Origin of the sequence: Actinoplanes octamycinicus, assembly GCF_014205225.1 — a bacterium.
Lineage (GTDB): Bacteria > Actinomycetota > Actinomycetes > Mycobacteriales > Micromonosporaceae > Actinoplanes > Actinoplanes octamycinicus.
In genome coordinates, this window is the sequence record NZ_JACHNB010000001.1 from 2,737,807 (window position 1) to 2,763,539 (window position 25,733).

The 25,733-nt window shown below is 72.2% G+C and carries 18 protein-coding genes; 12 read left to right on the forward strand and 6 right to left on the reverse strand.

The annotated features are described in order from the left end of the window. The first annotated feature begins 22 nt into the window (after positions 1–22). Genes BJY16_RS12405 through BJY16_RS12420 form a run of 4 tightly spaced genes read left to right on the forward strand, consistent with a single transcriptional unit; the run spans position 23 to position 5,134 of the window. Complete coding sequence (locus tag BJY16_RS12405) at positions 23–1,174, forward strand: cystathionine gamma-synthase (RefSeq protein ID WP_185039607.1); 1,152 nt, start codon at positions 23–25, stop codon at positions 1,172–1,174. Positions 1,175–1,202: 28 nt separating this feature from the next. After that, entirely contained in the window at positions 1,203–2,561 is a 1,359-nt protein-coding gene (locus tag BJY16_RS12410) for an amidase (protein ID WP_185039608.1), read from the forward strand. A 32-nt stretch (positions 2,562–2,593) separates the two neighbouring features. Next, entirely contained in the window at positions 2,594–3,829 is a 1,236-nt protein-coding gene (ilvA, locus tag BJY16_RS12415) for a threonine ammonia-lyase (protein WP_185039609.1), read from the forward strand. 51 nt (positions 3,830–3,880) lie between these two features. Then, the gene (locus BJY16_RS12420) at positions 3,881–5,134 is read left to right on the forward strand and encodes a M48 family metallopeptidase (RefSeq protein WP_185046410.1); all 1,254 of its coding nucleotides are present in this window, start codon (positions 3,881–3,883) and stop codon (positions 5,132–5,134) included. A 3-nt stretch (positions 5,135–5,137) separates the two neighbouring features. Here BJY16_RS12420 and greA read toward each other — a convergent pair whose 3' ends face one another. Together greA and BJY16_RS12430 are read right to left on the reverse strand one after the other, a co-directional pair. Continuing rightward, the gene (gene greA, locus BJY16_RS12425) at positions 5,138–5,632 is read right to left on the reverse strand and encodes a transcription elongation factor GreA (protein WP_185039610.1); all 495 of its coding nucleotides are present in this window, start codon (positions 5,630–5,632) and stop codon (positions 5,138–5,140) included. A gap of 136 nt (positions 5,633–5,768) precedes the next feature. After that, the gene (locus BJY16_RS12430; protein ID WP_185039611.1) at positions 5,769–6,191 is read right to left on the reverse strand and encodes a DUF4307 domain-containing protein; all 423 of its coding nucleotides are present in this window, start codon (positions 6,189–6,191) and stop codon (positions 5,769–5,771) included. 117 nt (positions 6,192–6,308) lie between these two features. Between BJY16_RS12430 and mca the strand changes: the two genes are divergently transcribed. From mca to BJY16_RS12450, 4 genes are all read left to right on the forward strand, one after another. Continuing rightward, a complete protein-coding gene (gene mca / locus BJY16_RS12435) occupies positions 6,309–7,190 on the forward strand; it encodes a mycothiol conjugate amidase Mca (RefSeq protein WP_185039612.1) in 882 nt (293 codons plus the stop codon). Between the two features lie 17 nt (positions 7,191–7,207). Then, on the forward strand, positions 7,208–7,558 hold the full coding sequence (locus BJY16_RS12440) for a hypothetical protein (protein ID WP_185039613.1): 351 nt from the start codon (positions 7,208–7,210) through the stop codon (positions 7,556–7,558). A 235-nt stretch (positions 7,559–7,793) separates the two neighbouring features. Beyond that, positions 7,794–10,304: a putative bifunctional diguanylate cyclase/phosphodiesterase gene (locus BJY16_RS12445; protein WP_185039614.1), complete on the forward strand. Its 2,511-nt coding sequence runs from the start codon at positions 7,794–7,796 to the stop codon at positions 10,302–10,304. Positions 10,305–10,339: 35 nt separating this feature from the next. After that, positions 10,340–12,331, forward strand: a complete 1,992-nt coding sequence (locus tag BJY16_RS12450; protein WP_185039615.1) for a thioredoxin domain-containing protein — start codon at positions 10,340–10,342, stop codon at positions 12,329–12,331. 6 nt (positions 12,332–12,337) lie between these two features. Here BJY16_RS12450 and BJY16_RS12455 read toward each other — a convergent pair whose 3' ends face one another. After that, the gene (locus tag BJY16_RS12455) at positions 12,338–12,898 is read right to left on the reverse strand and encodes a Uma2 family endonuclease (RefSeq protein WP_185039616.1); all 561 of its coding nucleotides are present in this window, start codon (positions 12,896–12,898) and stop codon (positions 12,338–12,340) included. Positions 12,899–13,078: 180 nt separating this feature from the next. On the opposite strand from BJY16_RS12455, the gene BJY16_RS12460 reads away from it, so the two are divergent. The 3 genes from BJY16_RS12460 to BJY16_RS12470 are packed head-to-tail and all read left to right on the forward strand — an operon-like array spanning position 13,079 to position 16,202. After that, the gene (locus BJY16_RS12460) at positions 13,079–14,221 is read left to right on the forward strand and encodes a 5-(carboxyamino)imidazole ribonucleotide synthase (RefSeq protein WP_185039617.1); all 1,143 of its coding nucleotides are present in this window, start codon (positions 13,079–13,081) and stop codon (positions 14,219–14,221) included. Next, positions 14,221–14,718 carry a 5-(carboxyamino)imidazole ribonucleotide mutase gene (gene purE / locus BJY16_RS12465; protein WP_185039618.1) on the forward strand — a complete coding sequence of 166 codons (498 nt, stop codon included), beginning with the start codon at positions 14,221–14,223 and terminating at the stop codon, positions 14,716–14,718. The genes BJY16_RS12460 and purE overlap by 1 nt, the downstream gene beginning before the upstream one ends. 26 nt (positions 14,719–14,744) lie before the next feature. Further along, entirely contained in the window at positions 14,745–16,202 is a 1,458-nt protein-coding gene (locus tag BJY16_RS12470) for a cryptochrome/photolyase family protein (protein WP_203759100.1), read from the forward strand. A 102-nt stretch (positions 16,203–16,304) separates the two neighbouring features. Here BJY16_RS12470 and BJY16_RS12475 read toward each other — a convergent pair whose 3' ends face one another. Next, positions 16,305–21,233 (reverse strand): SCO7613 C-terminal domain-containing membrane protein, encoded by a 4,929-nt coding sequence (locus BJY16_RS12475; RefSeq protein WP_185039620.1) that lies wholly within the window; start codon positions 21,231–21,233, stop codon positions 16,305–16,307. Positions 21,234–21,440: 207 nt separating this feature from the next. On the opposite strand from BJY16_RS12475, the gene BJY16_RS12480 reads away from it, so the two are divergent. Next, positions 21,441–22,592: an acyl-CoA dehydrogenase family protein gene (locus BJY16_RS12480; RefSeq protein WP_185039621.1), complete on the forward strand. Its 1,152-nt coding sequence runs from the start codon at positions 21,441–21,443 to the stop codon at positions 22,590–22,592. Positions 22,593–22,792: 200 nt separating this feature from the next. Here BJY16_RS12480 and BJY16_RS12485 read toward each other — a convergent pair whose 3' ends face one another. Together BJY16_RS12485 and BJY16_RS12490 are read right to left on the reverse strand one after the other, a co-directional pair. Next, positions 22,793–23,674: a hypothetical protein gene (locus BJY16_RS12485; protein WP_185039622.1), complete on the reverse strand. Its 882-nt coding sequence runs from the start codon at positions 23,672–23,674 to the stop codon at positions 22,793–22,795. A 139-nt stretch (positions 23,675–23,813) separates the two neighbouring features. Next, entirely contained in the window at positions 23,814–25,652 is a 1,839-nt protein-coding gene (locus BJY16_RS12490) for a hypothetical protein (protein WP_185039623.1), read from the reverse strand. Positions 25,653–25,733: the final 81 nt, after the last annotated feature.

A 25,733-nucleotide genomic window follows, 5' to 3' on the forward strand; every position in this document is an offset into this window, starting at 1 on the left:
AGTGAGACTAGCCTTGCGCTACATGACAACCGATCAGTACGGGTTCGACACCCTCGCCATCCACGCGGGCCAGGACCCGGACCCCCGCACCGGCGCGGTGGTTCCGCCGATCTACCAGACGAGCACGTACGCACAGGACGCGGTGGGCGCCCCGCGGCTCGGCTACGAGTACAGCCGGTCCGGCAACCCGACCAGGGACGCGCTGCAGGAGTGCCTCGCGGCGATCGAGGGCGGCCGGCGCGGGCTGGCCTTCGCCAGTGGCCTCGCGGCCGAGGACACCCTGCTGCGGACGATCTGCCGGCCCGGCGACCACGTGGTCATCCCGAACGACGCGTACGGCGGCACCTACCGGCTCTTCGCGAAGGTCGCCGAGCGCTGGGGCCTGGACTGGACCGCCGCCCCGCTGGACGACCCGGACGCGGTGCGCGCCGCGTTCCGCCCCGGCCACACCCGGCTGATCTGGGCCGAGACGCCGACCAACCCGCTGCTGAACATCGCCGACATCCCGGCGCTGGCCGCGCTCGCCCACGAGTACGACGCGCTGCTCGCGGTGGACAACACGTTCGCCTCGCCGTACCTGCAGCAGCCGCTCGCGCTGGGCGCCGACGTGGTGATCCACTCCACCACGAAGTACCTGGGTGGACATTCCGACGTGGTCGGCGGCGCGCTGGTGGTGGCGGACCCCGGCCTCGGCGACGAGCTGGGCTTCCACCAGAACGCGATGGGCGCGGTGAACGGTCCGTTCGACGCGTGGCTGACCCTGCGCGGGATCAAGACCCTCGGCGTACGGATGGATCGGCACTGTGACAACGCCGAGCGGATCGTCGGCTTCCTGAGCGAGCACAAGAAGGTGTCCAGCGTGCTCTACCCGGGGCTGGACACCCACCCGGGTCACGAGACCGCGGCCAAGCAGATGCGCCGGTTCGGCGGCATGGTGTCGTTCCGCGCGGCGGGTGGCGCCGAGCAGGCGATCGAGATCTGCAACCGGGCGAAGCTCTTCGTGCTCGCCGAGTCGCTGGGCGGCGTCGAGTCGCTGATCGAGCACCCGGGGCAGATGACACATCTGTCGGCTGCGGGCTCAGCGCTTGAAGTTCCCGCCGATCTCGTGCGACTGTCTGTCGGCATCGAAACCGTTGACGATCTGCTCGCCGATCTGGAGCAGGCGCTCGGCTAGGGACTTCGGGACGCGGGAGAGTTCGCGCATGGACAGCACGACCTGGGTGGGCGCCACCGCGAAGCAGATCGCCCGGGCGGTGCGGCGCGGGGATACCAACGCCACCCAGGTCGTGGCCGACCACCTGGAACAGATCGCCATCTCGGACCCGGCGCTCGGCGCGTTCCGGGTGGTCCGCGGCGGTGAGGCGATCGCCGAGGCGGAGAAGGTCGACGAGCAGGAGGACCTGGCGAACCTGCCGCTGGCCGGGGTGCCGGTGGCGGTCAAGGAGAACACCGGCGTGGCCGGCCTGCCGACCTGGCACGGCTCGGCCGCGGCCCGCACCCGCGAGGTGGCCGAGGAGGACCACGAGGTGGTCCGCCGGCTCCGCGGGGCGGGCGCGGTGGTGGTCGGCGTCACCAAGATGCCGGAGATGGGCCTCTGGGCGGTCACCGACGACGAGGACGGGGCCACCCGCAACCCCTGGGACCTGGAGCGCACCCCCGGCGGCTCGTCCGGTGGCTCGGCCGCCGCGGTGGCCGCCGGGCTGGTCCCGATGGCCCAGGGCAACGACGGGCTCGGCTCGATCCGGATCCCGGCGGCCTGCTGCGGCCTGGTCGGGCTCAAGCCGGGCCGCGGCGTGGTGCCGGTCGACTTCGGCGACATGGACTGGTTCGGCCTGGTGGAGAACGGCGTGCTGACCACCACGGTGGCGGACGCCGCGCTCGGCTTCAGCGTGCTCTCCGGGCAGGCCCCGGTGAAACTGGTCGAGCCGGCGAAACTGCGGGTCGGCGTGTCGCTGCGCTCGCCGATCTCCGGGGTGAAACCGGACGAGGCGAACGTCTCGGCGGTCGCCACCGCGTCGAAACTGCTGGTCGAGGCGGGGCACGACACGATCAAGGCGGATCCGCGCTACCCCACCGGGGTGCAGCTCGGCGTGCTGGCCACCTGGTTCGCGGGGGCGTACCGGAACTCGGAAGGTCTTGATCTGCGCAGTCTGCAGCCGCGCACCCAGCGGCACATCCGGCTGGGCAAGGCGGCGATGCGGGCCGGCCTGGTCCGGCAGTCGCAGCGCGACGGGTGGCGGGAGCGGTCCATCCGGTTCTTCGCCGACCGCAACGTGGACCTGCTGCTCACCCCGGCGCTGGCCACCGCGCCGCCGCCGGCCCTGCAGTACTCGTCGATCCCGTGGTACCGCAACATGCGGGCGAACGCGGAGTACGCGCCGTACGCCGCGCCGTGGAACTTCGCCGGGCTGCCGGCCATCGTGGTGCCGGTCGGCTTCCGGCCGGACGGGCTGCCGCTGGCCGTGCAGCTGGTCGGCCCGCCCGACTCGGAGCTGCTGCTGCTCTCCGTGGCCGGGCAGTTCGAGGTGCAGAACCCCTGGCAGCGTCACGCCCTCGTGTGACGCCGCCGGCCCGGGTGGCAGGATGGGCAGCCATGACCGACCTGCTCGCCCTGGCCGACGTCGAAGCCGCCCGGGATCTGCTCGGCGGGGTCGTGAAGACCACGCCGCTGGTGACCTCCCGCCCGCTCACTGAGATCACCGGGGTGCCGGTCTGGCTCAAGTGCGAGAACCAGCAGCGGGCCGGGTCGTACAAGGTGCGCGGGGCCTACACCCGGATCGCCCGCCTCTCCGACGCGGAGCGGGCCCGGGGCGTGGTCGCGGCCAGCGCCGGCAACCACGCGCAGGGCGTGGCGCTCGCCGCCGGGCTGCTCGGCATCAAGGCGACCGTCTTCATGCCGGAGGGCGCGCCGCTGCCCAAGGTGACCGCGACCAAGGGGTACGGCGCCTCCGTCGAGTACGCCGGGACCAGCGTCGACGACGCGCTCGCCGCGGCCGCCGACTTCGCCCGGCAGACCGGCGCGGTGCTGATCCACCCGTTCGACCACCCGGACGTGATCGCCGGCCAGGGCACGGTGGCGCTGGAGATCCTGGAGCAGTGCCCGGAGGCGGCCACCATCATCACCGCGGTCGGCGGCGGCGGGCTGATCTCCGGTCTCGCGGTCGCGGCCAAGGCGCTCCGGCCCGACCTGCGGATCGTCGGGGTGCAGGCGAGCGGGGCGGCGGCCTTCCCGCCCTCGCTGGCCGCCGGCGCGCCGCAGAAGCTGGACTCGTGCCTGACCATCGCCGACGGCATCGCGGTGATGCGGCCCGGCGAGCTGACCTTCGCGCACGTCGCGAAGCTGGTCGACGAGGTGGTCACGGTCACCGACGAGGACCTGTCGGCGGCCCTGCTGGTGCTGCTGGAGCGGCACAAGATGGTGGTCGAGCCGGCCGGCGCGGCCGCGGTGGCCGCCCTGCTCACCGGGGCGTACGTGCCGGCTCGCGACGGCGGCCCGGTGGTGGCGATCCTGTCCGGCGGCAACATCGACCCGATGCTGCTGCTCAAGGTGATCGAGCACGGGCTCGCCTCGGCCGGGCGCTACCTGCGCCTCGCGGTCCGCTGCACCGACCGGCCCGGCCAGCTGGTCGGGATGCTCCGGGAGATCGCCGACCAGCGGGCCAACATCGTCGACGTGGTGCACTCCCGGCAGAGCCCGCGGCTCGGTTTCGGCGAGGTGGAGGTGGCGCTGTCCGTCGAGACCCGCGGCCCGGCCCACTCGTCGGCGCTGATCAGCGCCCTCCGCGACGCCGGTTACCGGGTCTCCCTGCTGGCCGACGCCACCCCCTGACCCCGGGGTTGCGGGTCGCCGCCCCGCCCTGGATGATCTTGACCCGTGTCGATGGTGTCGGTGGGGGAGAGCTGCCCGAAGTGCGCGGCGGCGACGATCAGCAAGCGGTCCGCCGAGCCCTGGTGCCCGGCCTGTGAGTGGAACCTGGACCGGTTCGAGGCGGACCGGGCGCCGGAGATCGGCTGGCGCTGGGTGGACCGGCGCCTGTTCGGCACCGCGTACTGGCTGACCGAGCGGCAGTTCGCCGAGCTCAAGGGCGCGCCGCTGGCCGGCCGCCGGGCATCGGCGGCCCGGATCGCCACGATCGTCCTGTCCGTGGTGCTGCTCGCCGCGGTCGGCGCGCTGCTGGTGACCGGGGTCTGGCTGCTCACCTACGACTTCTTCACGCCGGTCAACCTGATCGGGCTGGTGCTGGTGCTGATCGCGGTGGTGCTCCGGCCGCGGCTGGGCCGATTGTCCCGGCTCGCTGCGGGCGCGCAGCAGCTGGACCGGGCCACCGCGCCAGCGCTTTTCGACGTGATCGAGCGGGTGGCGGGGGCGATCGGCGCGCCGATACCGGACGTGGTGCTGCTCTCCGCCGACCGGAACGCGTTCACCGCGACGATCGGGGTGCGCCGCCAGCGGGTGCTCTGCCTGGGCGCCCCGCTCTGGGCGGTGCTGGACCCGCAGGAACGGGTCGCGCTGCTCGGGCACGAGCTGGGTCACTTCGTGAACGGGGACGTGCGGCGCGGGGTGGTGACCCAGGCTGCGGTGACCACTCTCGGACAGGTCGCGTACCTGCTGGCGCCCCGGGGACGTCGCAGCGGCTTCGTCGAGATGGTGGTCGACTTCCTGGCCCGGACGGCGGCCAGGTTCTTCTTGTCGGTGCACCTGGTGCTGGTGTGGATCAGCATGCGTGACTCGCAGCGCGCCGAGTACCTGGCCGACGAGATGGCGGCGCGGGCGGCCGGCAGCGAGGCCGCGATCCGGCTGTGCGACCAGTTCCTGTTCGACGAGGCGATCGACACCGTGGTGCGGCGGGAGGCGCGGGCCGGGAACGGGGCGGCGGCCTGGCGGACTGCGGCGGGACAGGCGCGGACCGGGCTGTCCGCGGACGTTCCGGCGTATCGACAGCTCAGTCGGCGTACCGAAGCGTCGCTTTTCGCCTCTCATCCGCCTTTCGGCCTGCGGGCCGGGCTGATCGCCGGGCGGGAGGCGCAGCCGGCCGCGGTGGTGCTGACCGAGGCGGAGCGGGCCCGGATGGACGACGAGCTCGCGGCGCACTACGAGCGAGTGCGCCGCGAGCTCGTTGCCGCGAACTGGTGAGGGTCAGCCCTCGAAGGCGCCGAACTTGACCACGGTGACCTTGATGTCGGCGCCGCTGGGGGCCGTGTAGGTCACGGTCTGGCCGGGGCGGGCGCCGAGGATCGCCTTGCCGAGCGCCGACTCCGGGCTGTAGACGGTCAGGTCGGTGGTCGACGAGATCTCCCGCGAGCCGAGCAGGAACGTCTCGGTGTCGGCCTGGTCGTCGTCGAAGTAGATCGTCACGACCGAGCCGGGCACCACCGAGTCGGCGGCCTGGACCTCGCCGACCTCGGAGTTGCGCAGGAACTCCTTCAAGTACAGGATCCGGCCCTCCTGGCGGCTCTGCTCCTCGCGGGCCGCGTGGTAGCCGCCGTTCTCCCGGAGGTCGCCCTCCTCGCGCCGGGCGTTGATCTCCGCCGCTATCGCCGGCCGGCCTGCGATCAACTCGTCGAGCTCGGCCTGCAGCCGGTCGTATGCGTCCTGGGAGAGCCAGGTCTTCGGGGCCTGGGAACTGGACACGGTCGATCTCCTTGCTGGACAGGAAGTGCGAAAAGCTGGGACGGGCAGTGCACAACTGAGTGCGTCGGAAACGCAGCGAATCACCAACCTTACCAGCGGTACGCCGTACGCCGGCTCGGTCGATCTCCGGACCGGGTCAGCCGGCCGGGCGGCAGCTCATCACGTCGCCCACCGAGGCGCGCGCGGTGGTCGGCACGGTCTCCGCGACCACCACCTCGCCGCCGCCGTCCGGGGCGGGCACCGTCACGGTCCGGGTGCCCAGCTCGTAGCCCTGGTAGTCACGGGCGCGCAGCACGCACGAGGCGGTCTCGCCGGCCGGCACCCGGACCCGGAACTTGATCACCATGGCGGTGTCGGCCGGCTCGTTCCAGCCGATGATCTCCGGGCTGTAGTTGGTCTGCCCGAATTTCTGGTAATAGGCCCAGGTCAGCCCGAGGGCGCCGACGCCGAAGACGACAGCGGCCACGATCAGGGCCAGCGGGCGGCGCCGGCGGCCGTCCCGGCGCCGGCCATACCGCCCGGGCGGGAAAACCGGGGTTGTGGCGCGCGTCTCGCTCACCTGGCAGCCCTCTCGTGCGTTTGTCGTCGGGGGATCGGCAAGAATGGCAGTGTTTCATCATCGCAGCCGAGCTCGGCCTGCTGGCTGGCAGGCCAGGTCGAGAGGGTCTTAACAACTGTGGCTGAGCAACTGCGTCTCATGACTGTGCACGCCCACCCGGACGACGAGTCCAGCAAGGGCGCCGCCACGATGGCGAAATACGTCGCCGAGGGGGCCAAGGTGCTCGTGGCCACCTGCACCGGTGGCGAGCGCGGCAGCGTGCTGAACCCGAAGATGGACCGCCCCGAGGTGCTGGCGGACATCACCAACATCCGGCGCAAGGAGATGGACCGGGCCCGCGAGATCCTCGGGGTGGACCAGGCCTGGCTGGGCTTCGTCGACTCCGGGCTGCCCGAGGGTGACCCGCTGCCGCCGCTGCCGGAGGGTTGTTTCGGCCTGCAGGACCCGCAGGAGGCGGCGAAACCGCTGATCAAGCTGATCCGCGAGTTCCGGCCGCACGTGATGACCACCTACGACGAGAACGGCGGATATCCGCACCCCGACCACATCATGTGCCACAAGGTGGCGGTGGTCGCCTTCGAGCAGGCCGGCGACCCGGAGCTCTACCCGGAGCTGGGCGAGCCGTGGCAGCCGCTGAAGCTGTACTACAACTCCGGCTGGACCCGGGCCCGGATGCTGGCGCTGCACGAGGGCATGCTCGCGGCCGGCCTGGAGTCGCCGTACGCGGAGTGGCTGGAGAAGTGGTCGGACCGGCAGGACCGGGGCGACAAGATCACCACTCGGGTCGAGTGCGGGGAGTACTTCGCGATCCGCGACGACGCGCTGCGGGCGCACGCCACCCAGGTCGACCCGGACGGGTTCTGGTTCCACATCCCGCTGGAGATGCAGCAGAAGGTGTGGCCGACCGAGGACTTCGAGCTGGCCCGCTCGCTGGTGGACAGCCCGGTTCCGGAGTCCGACCTGTTCGCGGGCATCCGGGAGAAGGTCGAAGCGGCCTGAGCAGTACTCTTGGGGACGTGGACATTTTCGCGGCCAACAACTTCGGGGACACCCGGGACGGCGGGCTCGCCGGCCCGATGGGCCTGTTCCTGATCGTCCTGATGTGCATAGCGACGGTCGCGTTGATCCGCAACATGAACAAGCGCATTCGTCGGCTTCCCGACAGTTTCGACGACGAGGCCGAGCGCGGACGTGTGGCGGAAATCGCGCGGCTCAATGAAGATCTCGAGCGCTCCGGCGGCGACGCCGCCGGAGATGTCGAAGCGCATCGATCGGCCAAGGCCGGCGACGGTGCGGAGTCCGAGGTGGCGACGGTCGATGAGGACAAAAGCGAGTCCGCATCGGACACCGGCCGGACCACTCGATGATCGTGATGTCGCCCATCGCACCGGCCGTCCGGTTCGCGGTGGGCGACGAGTGGCGGTGGTCCGCCGCCGTCAAGCCCTGTTGCGTTCATCGGGATTGATTTAGCCTTCCGCCGGGGGCCATACGGCTCCCGGGACCCTGCGCGGAAGGGGGCGCCGAGATGAGTGCACTCCGGCGCCGAGTCTCCCCGGGCCATCTGCACGTGCATTTTCCCGTGCCGTCCCGCCGGGCCCGATCATGAGCGGTCCCTCCGCACCGTACCGTCGCGCGTGGACCGCCCTGGCCGGGCGCTCCCAGCCGGTCCGCGTCCTGACCGTCACCCTGGTCGTCGCCGCCGTCGCGGCGGTCTTCCTGGGCGCCCTGCAGACCCCGCACCTGCCGCCCGGCAGTCCGCTGTCGCCGGTCGACGGCGTGTGCGTGGCCGCCGTGCTGGCCGCCATCGCGCAGCTGGCCGGCCTGCGCTTCCGGCTCGGTCCGGACGCGGTCTCGGTGAGCTGGGCCGAGGCGGCCGTGGTGGTCGGCCTGGTGATCTGCCCGGCCGGCTGGCTGCCGACCGCCACGCTGGCCGGGGTCGGCGCCGCCTGGCTGCTGCTGGCCTGGCTGATCGGGGTGCGCAACCCGGCCGAGGTGGTCCATCTGGTCGCCTCGATGACGCTCGGGGTCTCGGCGGCCGCCCTGGTCACCTCGCTGCTGGCCGGTGACGCCGGGGTGCGCAGCGGCCGGTTGGCGCTGGCCCTGGTCGCCGGCGCGGGCACCTACCTGCTGATCACCTTCGGTCTGGTGGTGCTCACCCTCACCCTGCAGCGGGACGTCCCGCCGGCCCAGGTCGCCGCCAAGGTGCTCTACGCCAAGGCGCCGATGTCGGCGGGGAACGTGATCGTCGGCCTGGCCGCGGTCTACGCGCTGGTCCGTGAGCCGCTCTGGCTGCTCGCCTTCGGCCCGGTGCTCTGGCTGCTGCACCGCACCTACCGCTTCCACCTGCGGGCCGCCGAGGAGCGCCGGATGTGGGAGGCGTTCGCCGCGGCCACCGCGCGGCTGCCCGGGGTCAGCGAGGCCGAGGTGGCCCGGGCCGGGCTGCGCGGCGCGCTGGACGTCTTCGGCGCCCGCCGGGTGCAGCTGGAGCTGCTCTCCGAGCACGGCAACCGGAAATACACCCAGGACGGGCCGGGGGAGAGCCCGGACGCGGCGCGTTCCGGCCCGGCGGTGACCCGGAGCATGGCGGTGGCCGGGCGGCCGGTCGGCGAGCTGACCGTCTGGCTCGGCGAGCCGGCCCTGCCGGTGCGGCATGACGAGGCCGCCCTCACCGCCTACGGGGAGGCGCTGGCCGGGGCGCTCCGCGACGCGGCCGCCCACCAGCGGATCGCCGAGCTGGACGCCCGGGTCGCGCACGACCGGGTGCACGACCCGCTGACCGGTCTGATCAACCGGTCCGCGCTGGTCAGCGACGGGGACGCGGCACTGCGCGGCGGCGAGCGCGGCCGGCCGGCCGCCCTGCTGCTGCTCGACGTGGTCGACTTCCGCGAGGTGAACAGCACGCTCGGGCACCGCGGCGGCGACGAGGTGCTCCGGCTGATCGCCGAGCGGCTGGTCGAGCAGGCCCGGCCCGGCGAGCTGGTGGCGCGCACCGGCGACGACGAGTTCGCGCTGCTGCTGCCCGGGCTGACCGCGCTGGCCGGCGCGTCCGCGGCGCCGCACTCGCTGTCCCAGGCCCTGCGCCGGGCCCGGGAGCTGGTCGAGCAGCTGCGGCTGCCGATGCGGGTGGCCGGGGTGCGGCTGGCCGTCGAGGTCACGGTCGGCGCGGTGGTCGCCCCGGCCGGCCAGGTCGAGGTCGGTGAGCTGCTGCGGCGCGCCGAGCTGGCCGCCCGCCGGGCCAAGGAGCAGGGCCTGACCGTCGGCACCTACGACGCCGGGCAGGACGCCAGCAGCACCGACCGGCTGGCGCTGCTCGCCGAGCTGCAGGACGCGTTCGCCGCCGACGACCAGATCATGCTGCACCTGCAGCCCGCGGTCGACCTGATCACCGCCGAGCCGACCGGCTGTGAGGCGCTGGTCCGCTGGCGGCACCCGCGGCGCGGCCAGCTCTCGCCGGCCGAGTTCCTGCCCGCGGTGGAGCGCAGCGAGCTGCTCATCCCGTTCACCCGCCGGGTGCTCGACCTGGCCCTGGCCGCCGCCGCGGACTGGACCGCGCACGGCATCGACGTGCCGGTCTCGGTCAACGTGTCGGCTCGCAGCCTGACCGACCCGACCTTCCCGGCCCAAGTCACCGAGGCGCTGCGGCGGCACCGGACGCCGGCGTCCCGGCTGGTCCTGGAGATCACCGAGTCGGTGGCGGTCAGCGAGCAGGAGATCGTCGACGAGGTGCTGGCCCGGCTGCGGGCCGGCGGGGTGCAGGTCTCGCTGGACGACTTCGGCACCGGGTTCTCCTCGCTGGCCTCGGTCACCCGGATGCCGGTCGACGAGATCAAGATCGACCGGTCGTTCGTGGACGAGATGATCGACTCCCCGGCTGCCGGCGCGGTGGTGCGCGGCGCGGTCGAGCTGGGCGCCCGGCTCGGGGTCCGGGTGGTGGCCGAGGGGATCGAGACGATCGAGCAGCGGGCCGCGCTGATCGCGCTCGGCTGCCCGTCCGCCCAGGGCTACCACTTCTGCAAGCCGATGCCCGCCGACAAGATCGTGCAGGCGCTGTCCCAGCTGCGCGGATCCTCCTCCGCCACGATCACCCCGCTGCGCGCCGACGGCGCTTCGTGATCGTCGCCGTCCACCCGGCGTGAGAGGGTGGGGACATGGCCAACCGTCTCGCCGACGCCACTTCGCCCTACCTGCTGCAGCACCGGGACAACCCGGTCGACTGGTGGCCGTGGTGTGACGAGGCGTTCGAGGAGGCCCGCCGGCGCGACGTGCCGGTGCTGATCTCGGTGGGTTATGCCGCCTGCCACTGGTGTCACGTGATGGCGCACGAGTCCTTCGCGGACGAGGCGGTCGCTGCGCAGCTCAACGAGGGTTTCGTGGCGATCAAGGTGGATCGCGAGGAGCGGCCCGACGTGGACGCCGTCTACATGACCGCCACCCAGGCGATGACCGGGCAGGGCGGCTGGCCGATGACGGTGTTCGCCACGCCCGGCGGGGACCCGTTCTTCTGCGGCACCTACTTCCCGAAACAGCACTTCACCCGGCTGCTCACCTCGGTCAGCACGGCCTGGCGGGAGCAGCGCGACGACGTGGTCAAGCAGGGCGCCGCGGTGGTCGAGGCGGTCGGCGGCGCCCAGCTGGTCGGCGGCCCGACCGCGCCGATCTCGGCGGAGCTGCTGGCCGCGGCCGCCGAGGGACTGGCCAAGGAGCACGACCAGGCCTACGGCGGGTTCGGCGGCGCGCCCAAGTTCCCGCCGCACATGAACCTGCTCTTCCTGCTGCGCCACCATGAGCGGACCGGCTCGGCCGAGGCCCTGGAGCTGGCCCGGCACGCCGGCGAGCAGATGGCCCGCGGCGGCATCTACGACCAGCTGGCCGGTGGTTTCGCGCGCTACGCGGTGGACGCGCACTGGACCGTGCCGCACTTCGAGAAGATGCTCTACGACAACGCGCTGCTGCTGCGGGTCTACACCCAGCTCTGGCGGCTGACCGGGGACGTGCTGGCCCGGCGGGTGGCCGACGAGACCGCCGCGTTCCTGCTGCGCGACCTGGGCACGCCGGCCGGTGGGCTGGCGTCGGCGCTGGACGCGGACACCGACGGGGTGGAGGGCCTGACCTACGCGTGGACCCCGGCCCAGCTGGCCGAGGTGCTCGGCGACGACGACGGGGCCTGGGCCGCCGACCTCTTCCGGGTCACCCCGGACGGCACCTTCGAGCACGGCAGGAGCGTGCTGGTGCTGGCCCGCGACATCGACGCGGCCGATCCGGCGATCGTCAGCCGCTGGCAGGACGTCCGGGCCCGGTTGCTCGCGGCCCGCGCGCAGCGCCCGCAACCGGCCCGCGACGACAAGGTGGTCGCCTCCTGGAACGGGCTGGCGATCACCGCGCTGGCCGAGCACGCGGTGCTGACCGGCTCGGCGGACTCGCACGCCGCGGCGGTCGCGCTCGCCGAGGTGCTGGCCGACCGGCACCTGGTGGACGGCCGGCTGCGGCGGGTGTCCCGGGACGGCCGGGTCGGCGAGCCGGTCGGGGTGCTGGACGACTACGGGTGCGTCGCCGAGGGGTTCCTGGCCGTGCATCAGATCACGGCGGATCCGCGCTGGTTGCGGTTGGCGGGCGGGTTGCTAGATGTCGCTCTGGCCCATTTCGGTACGCCGTCCGGCGGCTTCTACGACACCGCGGACGACGCCGAGAAGCTGCTCACCCGCCCGGCCGACCCGACCGACAACGCCACGCCGTCCGGGCTGGCCTCGGTCTGCGCGGCGCTGGTCGGCTACGCGGCGCTGACCGGCGAGACGGCGTACCGGGAGGCGGCGGACGCGGCGCTGGCCACGGTCGGCCCGCTGATCGGCGGGCACCCGCGGTTCGCCGGCTACTCGGCGATGGTGGCCGAGGCGGCGCTGGCCGGGCCGTACGAGATCGCGATCGCCACCGCCGATCTGACGGATCCGCTGGTCACCGAGGCCTATCGGGAGGCGCCCGCCGGCACGGTGATCGTGGCCGGCGCCCCGGACCTGCCGGGGGTTCCGCTGCTGGCCGACCGTCCGATGATCGACGGCAAACCGACGGCGTATGTCTGCCGCGGTTTCGTCTGCGACCGCCCGGTCACCTCGGCCGCGGACCTGATCGCCGGCTTCCAGCGCTGACGAGGGTCAGTTCGCCGACGGCAGGTGGTCTCCCGGGGAGGACTGCAACAGCCAGGCGAGGGGCAGCTTGGCCGCCGTCTCGTAGTCGTCGCTCCCGTTGCTGCGATAAAGGGTCACCGTGTTCGCCGGGTCGCGGTCGACCACCCAGTAGTGGGGGATGCCGGCGCGAGCATATTCCTTGACCTTGTGCTCCCGATCGGTGGTCCGGGAACTGGGCGAGACGATCTCGATGGCTAGTACCAGGCGGGTTGTCTCCGGCCAGACTCCCTGCGGAGGCTCTGTCCAGAGAGTCAGATCCGGTATGCGACCACCGTCGCCCTCCGGCAGTGAAATGCGGATGCCCACGGCTTGCAGGATCTGCCGCGGCGGCCAACCGGCGGCGAGGAGCCATGCGAACAGGTCGCTGGCGATTCCGGCGTGCTCCGCGTCGGGCGGCGGCGTGATGGTGACCGCTCCCTCGGTACTCAGTTCGAACCGATGACCGAATTCATCACCCTCGATCAGCGCGGTGAGGTTTTCGAGCGTGATGACAGGTGGCAAGGACTTCGCGAATGCCTCTGCGCTCATACCGCCATGCTAGTGACCGCATCTGCCGATGTCCTGCATCGAACGGGGTCGTCCGGTGCCTGGCGGGCGGCGCTCCGGTCGTACTGGAAAAGGTTTTGATCTTGGGGTGGTGGCCGGAAGTGGGACGGGCGCCGGGTTGATTTCCGGAGGTCGGGATCGCGTCGCTAGGCTGGGCGGGCGATGGATACCCGAACCGGTCTGCCTGTGGTCGGCATGGTGGGGGGCGGGCAGCTCGCCCGGATGACCCACCAGGCCGCGATTTCTCTCGGTCAGTCACTGCGTGTGCTCAGTGAGAAGCCTGACGACTCCGCCGCGCTGGTCGCCGCGGACGTGCCGATCGGCACGCATACCGATCTTGCGGCGCTGCGTGAGTTCGCCAAGGGGTGCGACGCGGTCACGTTCGATCATGAGCATGTGCCGACGGAGCACATCCAGGCGCTCGAGGCCGAGGGTGTGAAGATCTTCCCCGGCTCGGCCGCGCTGGTCTTCGCCCAGGACAAGGGCATGATGCGGGAACGGCTGGCCGCGCTCGGCGCGCCGGTGCCGCGATGGGCCCGGGTCAGCACCGCCGAGGAGATCGAGGCGTTCGCCGGCGGCTCCTGGCCGGTGGTGGCCAAGGCCACCCGCGGCGGCTACGACGGCCGCGGTGTCTGGATGGTCGGCTCCCGGGAGGCCGCCGAGGACCTGGTGTCGACCGGCATCCCGCTGATCGTCGAGGAGCGGGTGCCGCTCCGCCGGGAGCTCGCGGCGCTCGTCGCGCGGTCGCCGTTCGGGCAGGTCGCGGCCTACCCGGTGGTGGAGACCGTGCAGCGGGACGGGATCTGCGTCGAGGTGATCGCCCCGGCGCCGGACCTGCCCGAGGAGCTCGCGCTGGAGGCCCAGCAGCTCGCCATCGACCTGGCCACCGAGCTGGGGGTGGTCGGCCTGCTGGCCGTCGAGCTGTTCGAGACCGACGCCGGCATCGTGGTGAACGAGCTGGCCATGCGCCCGCACAACTCCGGGCACTGGACCATCGAGGGGGCCCGGACCTCGCAGTTCGAGCAGCACCTGCGGGCCGTCCTGGACTACCCGATGGGCGCCACCGCGCTGACCGCCCCGGTCGTCGTGATGGCGAACGTGCTGGGTGGCGAGCCGGGCGGCATCTCGATCGACGAGCGGCTGCACCACCTGTTCGCCGAGGTCCCGGACGCCCGGGTGCACCTTTACGGCAAGCAGGTCCGCCCGGGCCGCAAGATCGGGCACGTCACGGTGCTCGGCGACGACTTGGCATCGGTGCGCGCGCGGGCCGCGCGGGCCGCCCAGTGGCTTCAGGAAGGCAAGTGATGGCTCCCTCCGTCGGCATCATCATGGGCAGCGACTCGGACTGGCCGACCATGGAGGCGGCCGCGCTGGCGCTGGCCGAGTTCGAGGTGCCGTTCGAGGTCGGTGTGGTCTCCGCACACCGGACGGTGCGCAAGATGGTGGACTACGCCGAGTCGGCGGCCGGGCGCGGGATCAAGGCGATCATCGCCGGGGCCGGCGGCGCGGCGCACCTGCCCGGCATGGTCGCGGCGCTCACCCCGCTGCCGGTGATCGGCGTCCCGGTGCCGCTGAAGCACCTGGACGGGATGGACTCGCTGCTGTCGATCGTGCAGATGCCGGCCGGGGTGCCGGTGGCCACCGTGTCGATCGGCGGCGCGCGGAACGCCGGGCTGCTCGCGGTCCGGATCCTCGGGGCGTCCGACGCGGGGCTGCGGCAGAAGATGGTCGACTTCCAGGCCGGGCTGGAGAAACTGGTCGCCGAGAAGGACGCCGCGCTCCGCGACAAACTGCTCGGTTAGGCCGCCGATCCGGCAGCATGGTGGCGGTGAGACGTCGCTGGCTGTTCGCCGATCAGCTCGGGCCGCACTTCCTGGACGCGCCCGATCAGCCGGTGCTGCTGATCGAGTCCAAGGCGGTGTTCCGGCGCCGGGCCTTCCACCGGCAGAAGGCCCACCTGGTGCTCTCCGCGCTGCGGCACCGGGCCCGGGACGGCGACGTGCGGCTGGTGCGTGCGGAGACGTACGCCGAAGCGGTGACCGAACCGCTCACCGTGTGCCATCCCACCTCCCGGGCCGCCCGCGGTCTGGTCCGGCGGTTGCCGGACGTCGAGATGCTGCCGCCGCGCGGCTTCGTCACCGCCCCGCCGGACTTCGTGCGCTGGGCGGGTGAGCGGGACCATCTGCGGCTGGAGGACTTCTACCGGTTCGCCCGGCGGCACCACGAGGTGCTGATGGACGGCGGCGAGCCGGCCGGCGGCCGGTGGAACCTGGACGAGGAGAACCGGGAGCCGCCGCCGCGCGGTGCCGGGCGGCTGGGCGTCCCGGCGCCGCCGGCGATCGTCGAGGACGAGATCGACGAGCAGGTCCGGGCGGATCTGGACCGGTGGGCGCGGGACGACGGGATCACCTTCGTCGGCCGGGACGGTCCGCGGCTGTTCCCGGCGACCCGGGCGGAGGCGCTGGCCCGGCTGCGGCACTTCGTCGAGCACCGGCTGCCGGCGTTCGGGCCGTACGAGGACGCGATGCTGGCCGGTGACCCCCGGATGGCGCACAGCATGCTCAGCCCGGCGATCAACCTGGGCCTGCTCGACCCGGTCGAGGTGATCGACGCCGCCGAGGGCGCCTACCGGGCCGGCGACGTGCCGCTGGCCAGCGCCGAAGGGTTCATCCGGCAGATTCTCGGCTGGCGCGACTTCGTCTGGCACCTCTACTGGTATTTCGAGCCGGAGTACCGGGCGGCGAACGAGCTGAACGCCCGCGGGCAGCTGCCGACAGGGTTCGCCGAGCTGAACGCCGACGCGGTGCGGGCGCGCTGCCTGGCCGACGTGCTGGCCGGGGTCCGGGACCGCGGCTGGGTCCACCACATCCCGCGGCTGATGGTGCTCGGCAACTACGCGATGCAGCGCGGCTGGCGGCCCGGGGCGGTCGCCGACTGGTTCCACCGCAGCTTCGTCGACGGGTACGAGTGGGTGATGACGGCGAACGTGGTCGGGATGAGCCAGTACGCCGACGGCGGCCGGATGAGCACGAAGCCGTACGCCGCCGGTGGCGCCTACCTGCACCGGATGAGCGACTACTGCGGCGGGTGCCGGTACGACCCGAAGGTCCGGGTGGGCGCGGACGCCTGCCCGTACACCGCCGGGTACTGGAACTTCCTGGCCCGGCACGAGCCGGAGCTGGCCGGCAACCATCGGCTGCGCCGGCCGCTGCAGGGCCTGCGCCGCCTCGCCGACCTGGAGGCGGTGCTGGAGCAGGAGCGGGCCCGCGGATCGCGGGCACCCTGAGCCGGCGCCGGGCCGGTCAGCGCATCGCTCGCCGGCTTCGGCCCCGGACCCGGCCGGTCAGCGCATCGCTCGCCAGCGCCGGGCCGGGCCGGGCCGGGCCGGTCAGCGCATCTGTGAGACGCGGGTGCGGAGCTCCTGGGTGCGGCGGCGGCTCTCGCTCGTCGCGCCCAGGAAGATCAGGATCACGCCGACCGGGACCAGGGTGACCCAGGGGCCGCCCAGGCTGAAGACGAACTTCAGCGCGGCGACCACGGTGGCGAGCGTGCCGATCACCACCGGGGCCTGCTGCCGGGTGCGCGAGCCGATGATCAGCGTGGCCACGCCGCCGAGCAGCAGCATCAGGGCACGGCCGTCCTGGTCGCCGCCGGCCAGCACGATGCCGATGGTCGGGACGAACGCGGCGAGCAGGGCCGGGCCGTACGCCGCCCAGCTGCTCAGCTCCGGGCGGTGGTGCGCCTCGACGACGCCGACCGCCAGGGCCAGCGCCGCGAACGGCAGCGTGTAGGCCTCCGGCAGGGCCACCTCGGCCAGCGCGATGAACAGCCACCAGCCGACGATCTCGAAGCCGACTGCCAGCCAGAACATCAGGCGGCGCTGGCTGGGCGTGCGGTCCGGGCGGGACGCGGTCAGGCCGAGCACCGCGCCCCAGGCGGCCAGCAGCGCGGCCAGGTGGGCCGGCGAGTCGAAGGCCAGCGCGCCGGCGATGGCCGCCGAGGCGTAACCGCTCCACTCCACGGTGACCGCCTCGGCGCGGTACTGCGCCAGGCCGAGCCGGGGGAGCAGCGACTCCAGGGCAAGCAGCCCGGCGCCCACGGCGAGCACCCCGAACGCCGCCCAGTGCCGGTCCAGGCCCAGCGACATCGCCGTGGCCAGCACGAACATCTGGCCCATCAGCGCGGCGAACAGCCAGCCCAGCAGGCGGGCGGTCGAGGTGCGCCCGGCGACCGCGGCGACCAGGCCGACGCCGACCGCGCTGCCCAGGGTGAACAGCGTCAGGTCCTCCCGGGCCAGGCTGCCGGCCAGCCCGGCGCCGCCGGCCAGCAGGCCGATCGCGAAGACCACGGTGCGGGTGCCGCGTAGCAGCGACGCGCGGCTGGCGCCCGGTGGCAGGGTGAGCGCCAGGCCGAGCATCGAGATGGTGAAGACGACCAGCGCCGCGCCGGTCGCCGCCGGGAACCCGGCGTGCAGCGCGATCGGGGTGATCAGCAGGGTGAGCGCCACGCCGGGCAGGATCACCGGGACGGTCTCCGCCGGGCGGCCGCCGAAGCCGAGCGCGGCCAGCGCGGCCGCCCCGGTGAGCAGCACCGCGGCCAGCGCGCTGGTCCCGTCGACGTTGCCGGCGGCCGGGCTGACCAGCTCCGGGACCGGGCCCTGCCAGATCGCGCCGAGCTGCCTCATCGGGTCGAGCAGCGCCGCGCGCAGGGCCGGGGCCAGTGAGAAGAGCGCCAGCACGGTGGGCAGCAGGGCGAGCATCACCGCGCCGGTCGCCGGGTCCTGCCGCCAGCGCTGGAACAGGCCGCCGCCACGGAGCCGGCGGGCCCGGTGGTAGCGGATGTCGCCGGCCGGGAACTCGTCGACCACGGCCGGCCGGACCGGCAGCGGGACCGCGCCGCGCAGCATTTCGGCGAGCACGCCGAGCAGGGCGGCGGCGGCGGCGTAGAGCGCGGTCGGGAACTCCGTCCCGACCGAGACCAGCGCGGTCACCGTCGCGCCGAGGACCAGCCCGATGGTGGACCAAGGCAGGTACTGCGGGATGTCCCGGCCGAACATGGCGAGCAGCGCCAGGCCGAGGCTCGACCCGGCCAGCGCGGCGGTCAGCACCACCTGGGCGTCGTGGCCCTGCTCGGCGGCGAAGGCGGCGAACACCCCGGGCAGGGCGAGCAGCACGGCCCCGGTGGCGGCGCCGCCGATCTGCGCCCGGTGGGCGGGCAGCAGGCCGTGCTCCGCGTCGGACGCCTGCGGCAGCCGGGCGGTCACCGCGACCAGCGCGCCGAGCAGCACCACGGTGAGCAGCGCCATCCCGGTCGACCAGGGGCGGGCCAGGCCGACCGTGGCGGCGTGCAGCAGGACCACCCCGGCCACCGTGGCCCGGGCCCGGGCGGCGCGCGGGTCGGTGGTGGCCAGGGCGGCCATCGCGTACGCCGTGGCGACCGCGGCGCCGATCAGCAACGGGGACCACCAGGGCAGCCCGAGGGCCCAGGGCGCGCCCATCGCGGCCAGCGCGGCGCACACCCCGGAGGCGTAGTGCGACCACGGCTTGGGCAGCCCGATGGCGGCCGTGATGGCGACCATGACCAGCGCGAACGGGGCCTGCCAGGCGCCCGCCGGCGGATCGGTGACGAAGCTGTCGACGTCGAACTGCCACAGCGGGCCGGGCGCGGAGAGGATCCGCAGGCTGCCGCCGATCGCCTGCCAGCCGGCCAGCCCGGCGACCACCAGGGCGGCGATCGCCAGGCCGCGGGACGGCCCGCGTTTCCAGTCGTCCATCAGCACGGTCACGCCCATGCCGACCAGCAGCACCACCACGCCGGCCACGGCCAGCGGCGCGGTCGGGAAGGCGAGCGCGGCCACCCGGGCCAGCGCGCCGCAGATCGCCACGGTGGCGGCCGCGGCGGCCAGGTCCGGGCCGTCCAGGTCCCGGTCGGTCCGGCCGCGGTTGTCGATCGTCTTGGCCAGGAACAGCAGCAGCGCCGCGCCGAGCAGCAGCGCGCCCACGCACACGTCGGGGATGGTGCGGCCGGGCGCGAACAGGGCGGCCACCGCCATCGCGACCGCGCCCACCCCGGTGCCGACGGTCAGCGGGAAGCTGATCTCCCGGCGGGCCACCTGGAACACCGCGGCGTAGCTGAGCGTGCCGGCCACCGCGAGGAAGCCGGCGGCCAGCGCCGGGACGGTGGCCGCGGCGGTGGGCGGCGGACCCTGTCCGGTGTCCGAGATGGCCAGCGCCGCGGTCACCGCGGCGCCCGGGATGGCCAGCGCGGCCGCGCCGGACGCCCAGTCGCCGACCACCCAGGCGAACAACCGGACCGGGATCGCCCGGGCCGCGATGGTCACCATCACGCCGGCGCCGGCCAGGGCGGTCAGCACCGCGGCGGTCAGCCAGGTGGCGGAGAGCGCGGCACCGGCCCCGAACAGGCCGACCACGCCGGCCGCGGCGACGTGCGTGATCGCGATCCGGTGGGTGCCCGCCCAGAGACCGGCCCCGCCCAGCCCGATCGCCGCCAGCACCAGCGGCCAGGGCGCCTCGGACCAGGCCAGGCCGAGCGAGACGGGCAGCGCCAGGGCGGTCATCGCGATGCCGATCACGGCGCCCTCGTGCCGGATGCCGGTCGGCAGCGCCAGTGCCGCCGCGATCGTCACCAGCAGTGCGCTGAACGCCAGCAGCCAGCCGGCCGGGCCGACCGCCTCGGCCATCGTCCGCGCGTAGTCGGCGGTGTCGGCGTGCCAGATCGGGCGGGCCGCGGCCACCGGGGCGATCGCGGCGCGCAGCGTGTCGATCGCCACCAGCAGGCCGATCACGGCCAGCGCGGCGGTGGAGGCGTACTGCGGGCCGGTGCGCACGGTGACCGGCAGCAGGCCGACCACGGCGCCGGTGAGCGCCACCGCGGCGGCCGCGACCACCAGCGTCCAGCGCGGGTCGATCACCGCGGCGACCCGGGCCGCGGCGCCGATCACCGCGAGGGTGAGCACGCCACCGGCGATGTTCCGGGCCAGCGGGTGGTCGAGCAGTTGGGCGGCGGCCACCACGGTGCTCGCCGCGGCGATCAGGATCAGGCCGGAGCGCAGCGCGTCCGGCACCGCCTGGGCGCTCAGCAGGGCCACCGAGGAGTAGAGCAGGGCGCCCGCCGAGGCGAAGCAGAGCAGGGCGAAGGTCAGCTCGCGCAGCCAGTCCGCGGAGGGCGGCTCGGCCGGCGGGGCGAGCGGCACCGACCCGGCCGGCTCGGCGCCCTCCGGCCGCGGGCCGGGGAAGATCCGGGTCGGCGTCCAGCGGCGGCGTTTCGGCTGCAGACCCGGGATGACCAGGTCCGGCTCCTCCGGCATCGACTCCGGCCGGGAGGTGCTCTCGACGCGGGCCTCGGCCTCCGCCTCGGCGACCCGGTCGGCGGCGGTCGGCCGGCCCAGCGGCCAGCGCGGCACCAGCCGGCCACGCCGGATCACCCGGGTGAGCAGCAGCAGATCGAGGACGGCCACCACGGTCAGCGCCATGCCCCAGCCGGCCGGGCTCTCGATCAGCGGATAGGCCAGCAGCGGGGCGACCGGCTGGGTGGCGATCACCGTGGCGTACCGCGGGATGGCCAGGCGGGTGGCGCCGGCGTAGACGAAGCTGGCGATCGCCGTGACCGCGAAGGTGATCCCCAGATAGAGCGGGGTGGCCACGTCCGGGCCGCCGGCCAGCGCGCTGCCGTGCAGCGTGTACAGCGTCATCGGCAGCAGGATCAGGCCGATCGCGGCGATCGTCTCGGCGGTCGAGGTCAGCGTGCGGCGGGCCACCCCGGGCGCCACGGTCAGCGCGATCGCGGTGAACAGGGCCAGGATCACCGCCCGGGCGACCGGGTTGGAGAAGGCCACCCCGGCGAACACCACGGCGGCCACGCCGATCAGCAGCGCGCCCAGGCCGAGCAGGAGGTTCTGCACCGACTGGCTGGACGCCTCGGGCGGGTGCTCCATCGGGGCCAGCGGCTCCCGGGGCGGGCGGCGCTCACCCCCGGTGCGGCGCGGGCCGTCGGCGGCCGGCCGGCGGGCCCGGGTCGCGGCGGCCGGGGGCGGCGGGGGCGCCTCCTCCGGGCCGACCGGCCGGGCGCCCGGCGGGGGCGGCGGCGGGAAGTCCCCGGTCGCCGGGCGACGGGTCCGGCCGGCTTTCTGCTTCTGCGCGTGCGCCAGGATGTCGCGCTGGAACTGGGCGGCCTGGATCTTGCTGGCGATCTTGGTGCGGGTGGCGGCGGCATCCATGTCCTGCACCTTGAGGGCCGCTATCGAGGCGTCGATCCGAGCCAACTCGTCCTGATAGTCGGGCTCGTCAGCCTTGGCCACGGGACCTCCTCGCCAGCGCTTCGCTCCGTAGTTAGAGCATGCCGGGTTGCGACACCATTAGAACAGTCTCAAGCGGGTGGAGATCTGTTGAAACGACCCCGAACCCGGCAGCGATATTCCGCACAGCACCAGTTCCCCTGCCCGGCCTGCGCTACGCGCCAGTAACATGACGGTCGGGTCCGTTGCTGAGGGAAGGTTAAGGCGAGCATGACTGATTTCGATGTCTACCGGCTGCCGGAGGATCACGAGACGATCCGCGCCGCCGTGCGCGAGGTCTGTGACGCCCGGGTGGCTCCGAACGCCGCCGAGGCCGACGAGACCGGGGAGTTCCCCAAGGCGTCGTACGACGCCCTGCGGTCCTCCGACTTCCACGCCCCGCACATCCCGGTCGAGTACGGCGGCGCCGGCGCGGACGCCCTGGCCACCGCGATCGTGATCGAGGAGGTGGCCCGCGCCTGCGCCTCGTCCTCGCTGATCCCGGCGGTCAACAAGCTCGGCTCGCTGCCGCTGATCCTGTCCGCCTCCGAGGAGCTCAAGCAGAAGTACCTGTCGAAGGTGGCGGCCGGCGAGGGGATGTTCTCCTACTGCCTGTCCGAGCCGGAGGCCGGTTCGGACGCCGCGTCGATGACCACCCGCGCGGTGCGCGACGGCGACTTCTGGGTGCTCAACGGCGTGAAGCGGTGGATCACCAACGCCGGGGTGTCGGAGTTCTACACGGTCTTCGCGGTCACCGACCCGGCCGCCCGGTCCCGGGGCATCTCGGCGTTCGTGGTGGAGAAGTCCGACCCGGGTGTCAGCTTCGGCGCGCCGGAGAAGAAGCTGGGCATCAAGGGCTCGCCGACCCGCGAGGTGTACTTCGACAACGTGCGGATCCCGGCGGACCGGATGATCGGCGCCGAGGGCACCGGTTTCGCGACCGCGATGAAGACCCTGGACCACACCCGGGTCACGATCGCGGCGCAGGCGATCGGCATCGCGCAGGGCGCGCTGGACTTCGCTCTGTCGTACGCCAAGGAGCGCAAGCAGTTCGGCAAGTCGATCGCCGAGTTCCAGGGTCTGCAGTTCATGCTCGCCGACATGGGCATGAAGCTGGAGGCGGCCCGGCAGCTGACCTACGCCGCGGCCGGCAAGAGCGAGCGCGGCGACGCCGACCTGACCTACTTCGGCGCGGCGGCCAAGTGCTTCGCCTCGGACGTGGCCATGGAGATCACCACCGACGCGGTGCAGATCCTCGGCGGCTACGGCTACACCCGCGACTACCCGGTCGAGCGGATGATGCGGGACGCCAAGATCACCCAGATCTACGAAGGGACCAATCAGGTCCAGCGCATCGTGATGGCACGGCAGCTCCTCAAGTAAGCCTGTGGCCTGTACTTCCGCAGGCCAGCGTCATGATAGACCCAGGTCTTGGGTGCTGTCGCCGTCCGCTGGGAGTTGGTCCGCCAGCACCCGGCGGCACGGCGCGGCACAGCCTGTGTGACGGGCTGTGTGACAGGTGATGTGACGCGGCGCGGTGTGCCGCGTGGCTGCCGTTAGGCGCTCCGGTGGCAGCGGGCGACTCACGCCATAGTCGGTCGCAAGGGCAGCGCAGGCAAGGTTGATCTGGGATACCTCTGCGCTAGTACCGCCTTGCCCTCGCGCCGGAGTGGGTGGTGCCATTCCAGGGCATCCCACGCGTTCGCGATGCGCATCACCTCGTACACGGGAATCAGCCTGGGCGGGATGTGGTCACCGCAGGTGCACGTGGATTCGATGATGTGGGCCAGGAGATCGAAGGCCGTGGCGGTCCTCAGGTTGCATGAGAAGTCGAAGTGCAAACCGTCGAGCATGTAGCCGACGATCTCCCCGATCGAAGCCTCCGACTGATCCCAATCCCGCCATGCGATGGAGGAGTGCTCGCCGCTCGACTCGATCTCTGCCGCATCACATCTCCGTTCGGGTTGAAGGTTGAGATCGGCTGCGAGGACCTCCTCGGCCAAGATCTCGACCTCTGCGGCGTTCAGGCTGACGGGCTTACCCGCGGCCCAGCGTAGGTAGATGCGTGCGACAACATGCCGGATGTCCAACTTCGCAGGGGCAGTGCTCGCGGTTTGGCAGGGAATGCAGAGCCAACCGGGATCGCCATAGCGGGCACACGTCCGGTCGATGCGTCCGATCGTCTCCCCGATCATGATCGCGCTCCGGCAAACCGGACACATGGAGTTGTAGCGCGCGACTATGCGCCGGCCCGGCTTGTTCGAAGTGGTCGCGCGGACCGTCTTGTTAACGTTCGGTGGCTTTCCGCCACTTGGAGGTAGCTCTCCTCCAGCAAGATCTGTCCGGCCGGGTGACGGCAGGATTTCAACGATCTCCACGCACATGGCATCTCCCATCGCGACGCGGCGACGCGCCGTAGCGCCCTCGCCGTAAGCCAAGAGGTGGGCGGCGTCGGCCTTGAGCATTGCCGCAACGTTCGCCGGGATGCACCTTAAACCGCATAGTGCGCTATTGTGCACTATGTGCTCGCGTGTCGTGGTTCTCTTCATCGAGAGGACGAATACGGCGGCCACAAAATGGCCGCCGGTGCTGCTGTCGGTTGCTTCAGTTGGTCTGCTTGGTGGGAAGATGCCGCCCGATGTATCCCACATAGATCAGGCCGCCGCCAGCGGTGTCATCATGGCAGTGCACTCGAGGGCTGGTCATCCCCGATTGCGTGATCTTGAAGTGCGCTCCCATGAAAACCCGCCCAGACGGATGAACCGACTCAGGCACCGTCAGTGTCCGGGCCTTTCGGAACGCGGTGTTGTTCTTGACGTCTTCGCTTTCGTCGTAGGCGTACCGGTTGACCGACCAGACGTGGCAGCCATCCGGGGTGTGCTGAAGGAACCCATGCAGGTCGCGCCCCCAGCGGCCGTCAGCCTTGGCCATCCCGTAGTCGTTCAGCGCAAGTAGGGCATCCCACGTCTTCGACGCCCACGAGCCGAGCGTGTCGATGTCATCCAAATCGATGGCGCAGTCCGGATCGCCGGTGAAGACCACGTACTTCAATCTGGGCAGCCAACGCAGCAGCTCGCCGAAGCTGCCAGGCCGGGATACGTGCTCTTCAGCCGGCTGCTCCGTCCATGCGATGTCGCCATGCCCGGTCTCTGCGAGCCGGCGTCGCAATGCGCGGACGGTCTCCTCGGAGCGGGTAAGGCCGTCGAGCGCGTCGCGGTTCTCTAACTGCTCGTCCTCCAGCCTGCGGACGAGAGCTGCGTTGACTGCTGTGACCTCGTCCAAGTCCGTCTGCAGCTGCGAGAGCCGCGAAGCGACATCAGCCTTGGCCTCCAGAGATTCCTTGCCGATACCAATCCAGTCGGCCATCTCGTCGATCGCGTCGACGTTGATCTCCGGCAACTCGAGCTTGAGTCGCAGATACTCCAGCAACAGGGCGGAGCGATCGTCAGGAGCGGCCTGCTCGGTCTGCTGAGCCTCAACCCGTGTCTGGATCGTTGCAGGTGCCTCAAGCGAGGCGATTCGGCGCGTGCCGTCACCCAATCGATGAACGAGTAGTTCGTCGGCAAGCCGCTCCAGCATCCGGTGAACCCGAGTCGCTGGCGTGGGTAAGGGCTGTTCAAGGGCCTGCGCGTGAGCACTCGATGCGAGAATGCGAGCTAAGGAGTTGTGCTCCCGGTCATCGATGATCCGTTCTGTGCTCAGTACCCGGTGCCGCAGTGCGTCGACCATGTCATGTGGCTTGACGTCAGGCCGGAAGGACCGCAGCGTGCCAGCAGGCACGGCATGCACCGGTCCGAGTCGTTCGTTGATCAGCCGAGTCGCTTCGCCGTCGAGTACATAGCAGGCGGCCACGCCGTGGGTGAACCGAGTGAGCTTGGCGATCAGGTCGGTCCAAGGAACGAGCGGAAGCGTGTCGTCGTTGCCCGCGACGAATACGAAGCCGCGTCGGTCCCGGTCGAGTAGCGCCTGGTATACCTCGTTGACCTCGCTGCCGCGGATGATGACTGGCCGAGTCGTCAGCCGGACCGAACCATCCCATGCATCAACGACGTCCAGCAGCGGCGCGATGAACCGAGGCGTTCCGGCTCGTGTACGGCGGGCGTGGCCAGTCGCAGCGTCCTGGTCCGGCGCCTCCACGTCGATCCACGCCCACGCTGTCCTGTCGCGGCTGCTCGGCGTGTGCATGGTCACCTGAGTGACCCACTGCTCCTCGGACTTACTCTCTACGATCCTGACGCGTTCCGACTCAGAACCGTCTTGGCCGGCGTGGTGAAGGAGTAAGCCACGAACACCGTCGCCGATGGTTACCCAGCGGTCAGCACGCAATGCCGCCGGATCCCAACCCTTCCAGTCGGTCATCCACCGATCGAGTTGTTCACGAGTCAGCGTGTGGAGATTGTCGCGATGATCGTGGGCAGCGAAGTACGACCGGAAACCGAGCATCGTGCCTTCCGAACGAGGAGGGGGTGCGGACCATCCAGAGGGAGTCCGTGCACCCTACGCCTGCAGGTGCCTCCGGATCGT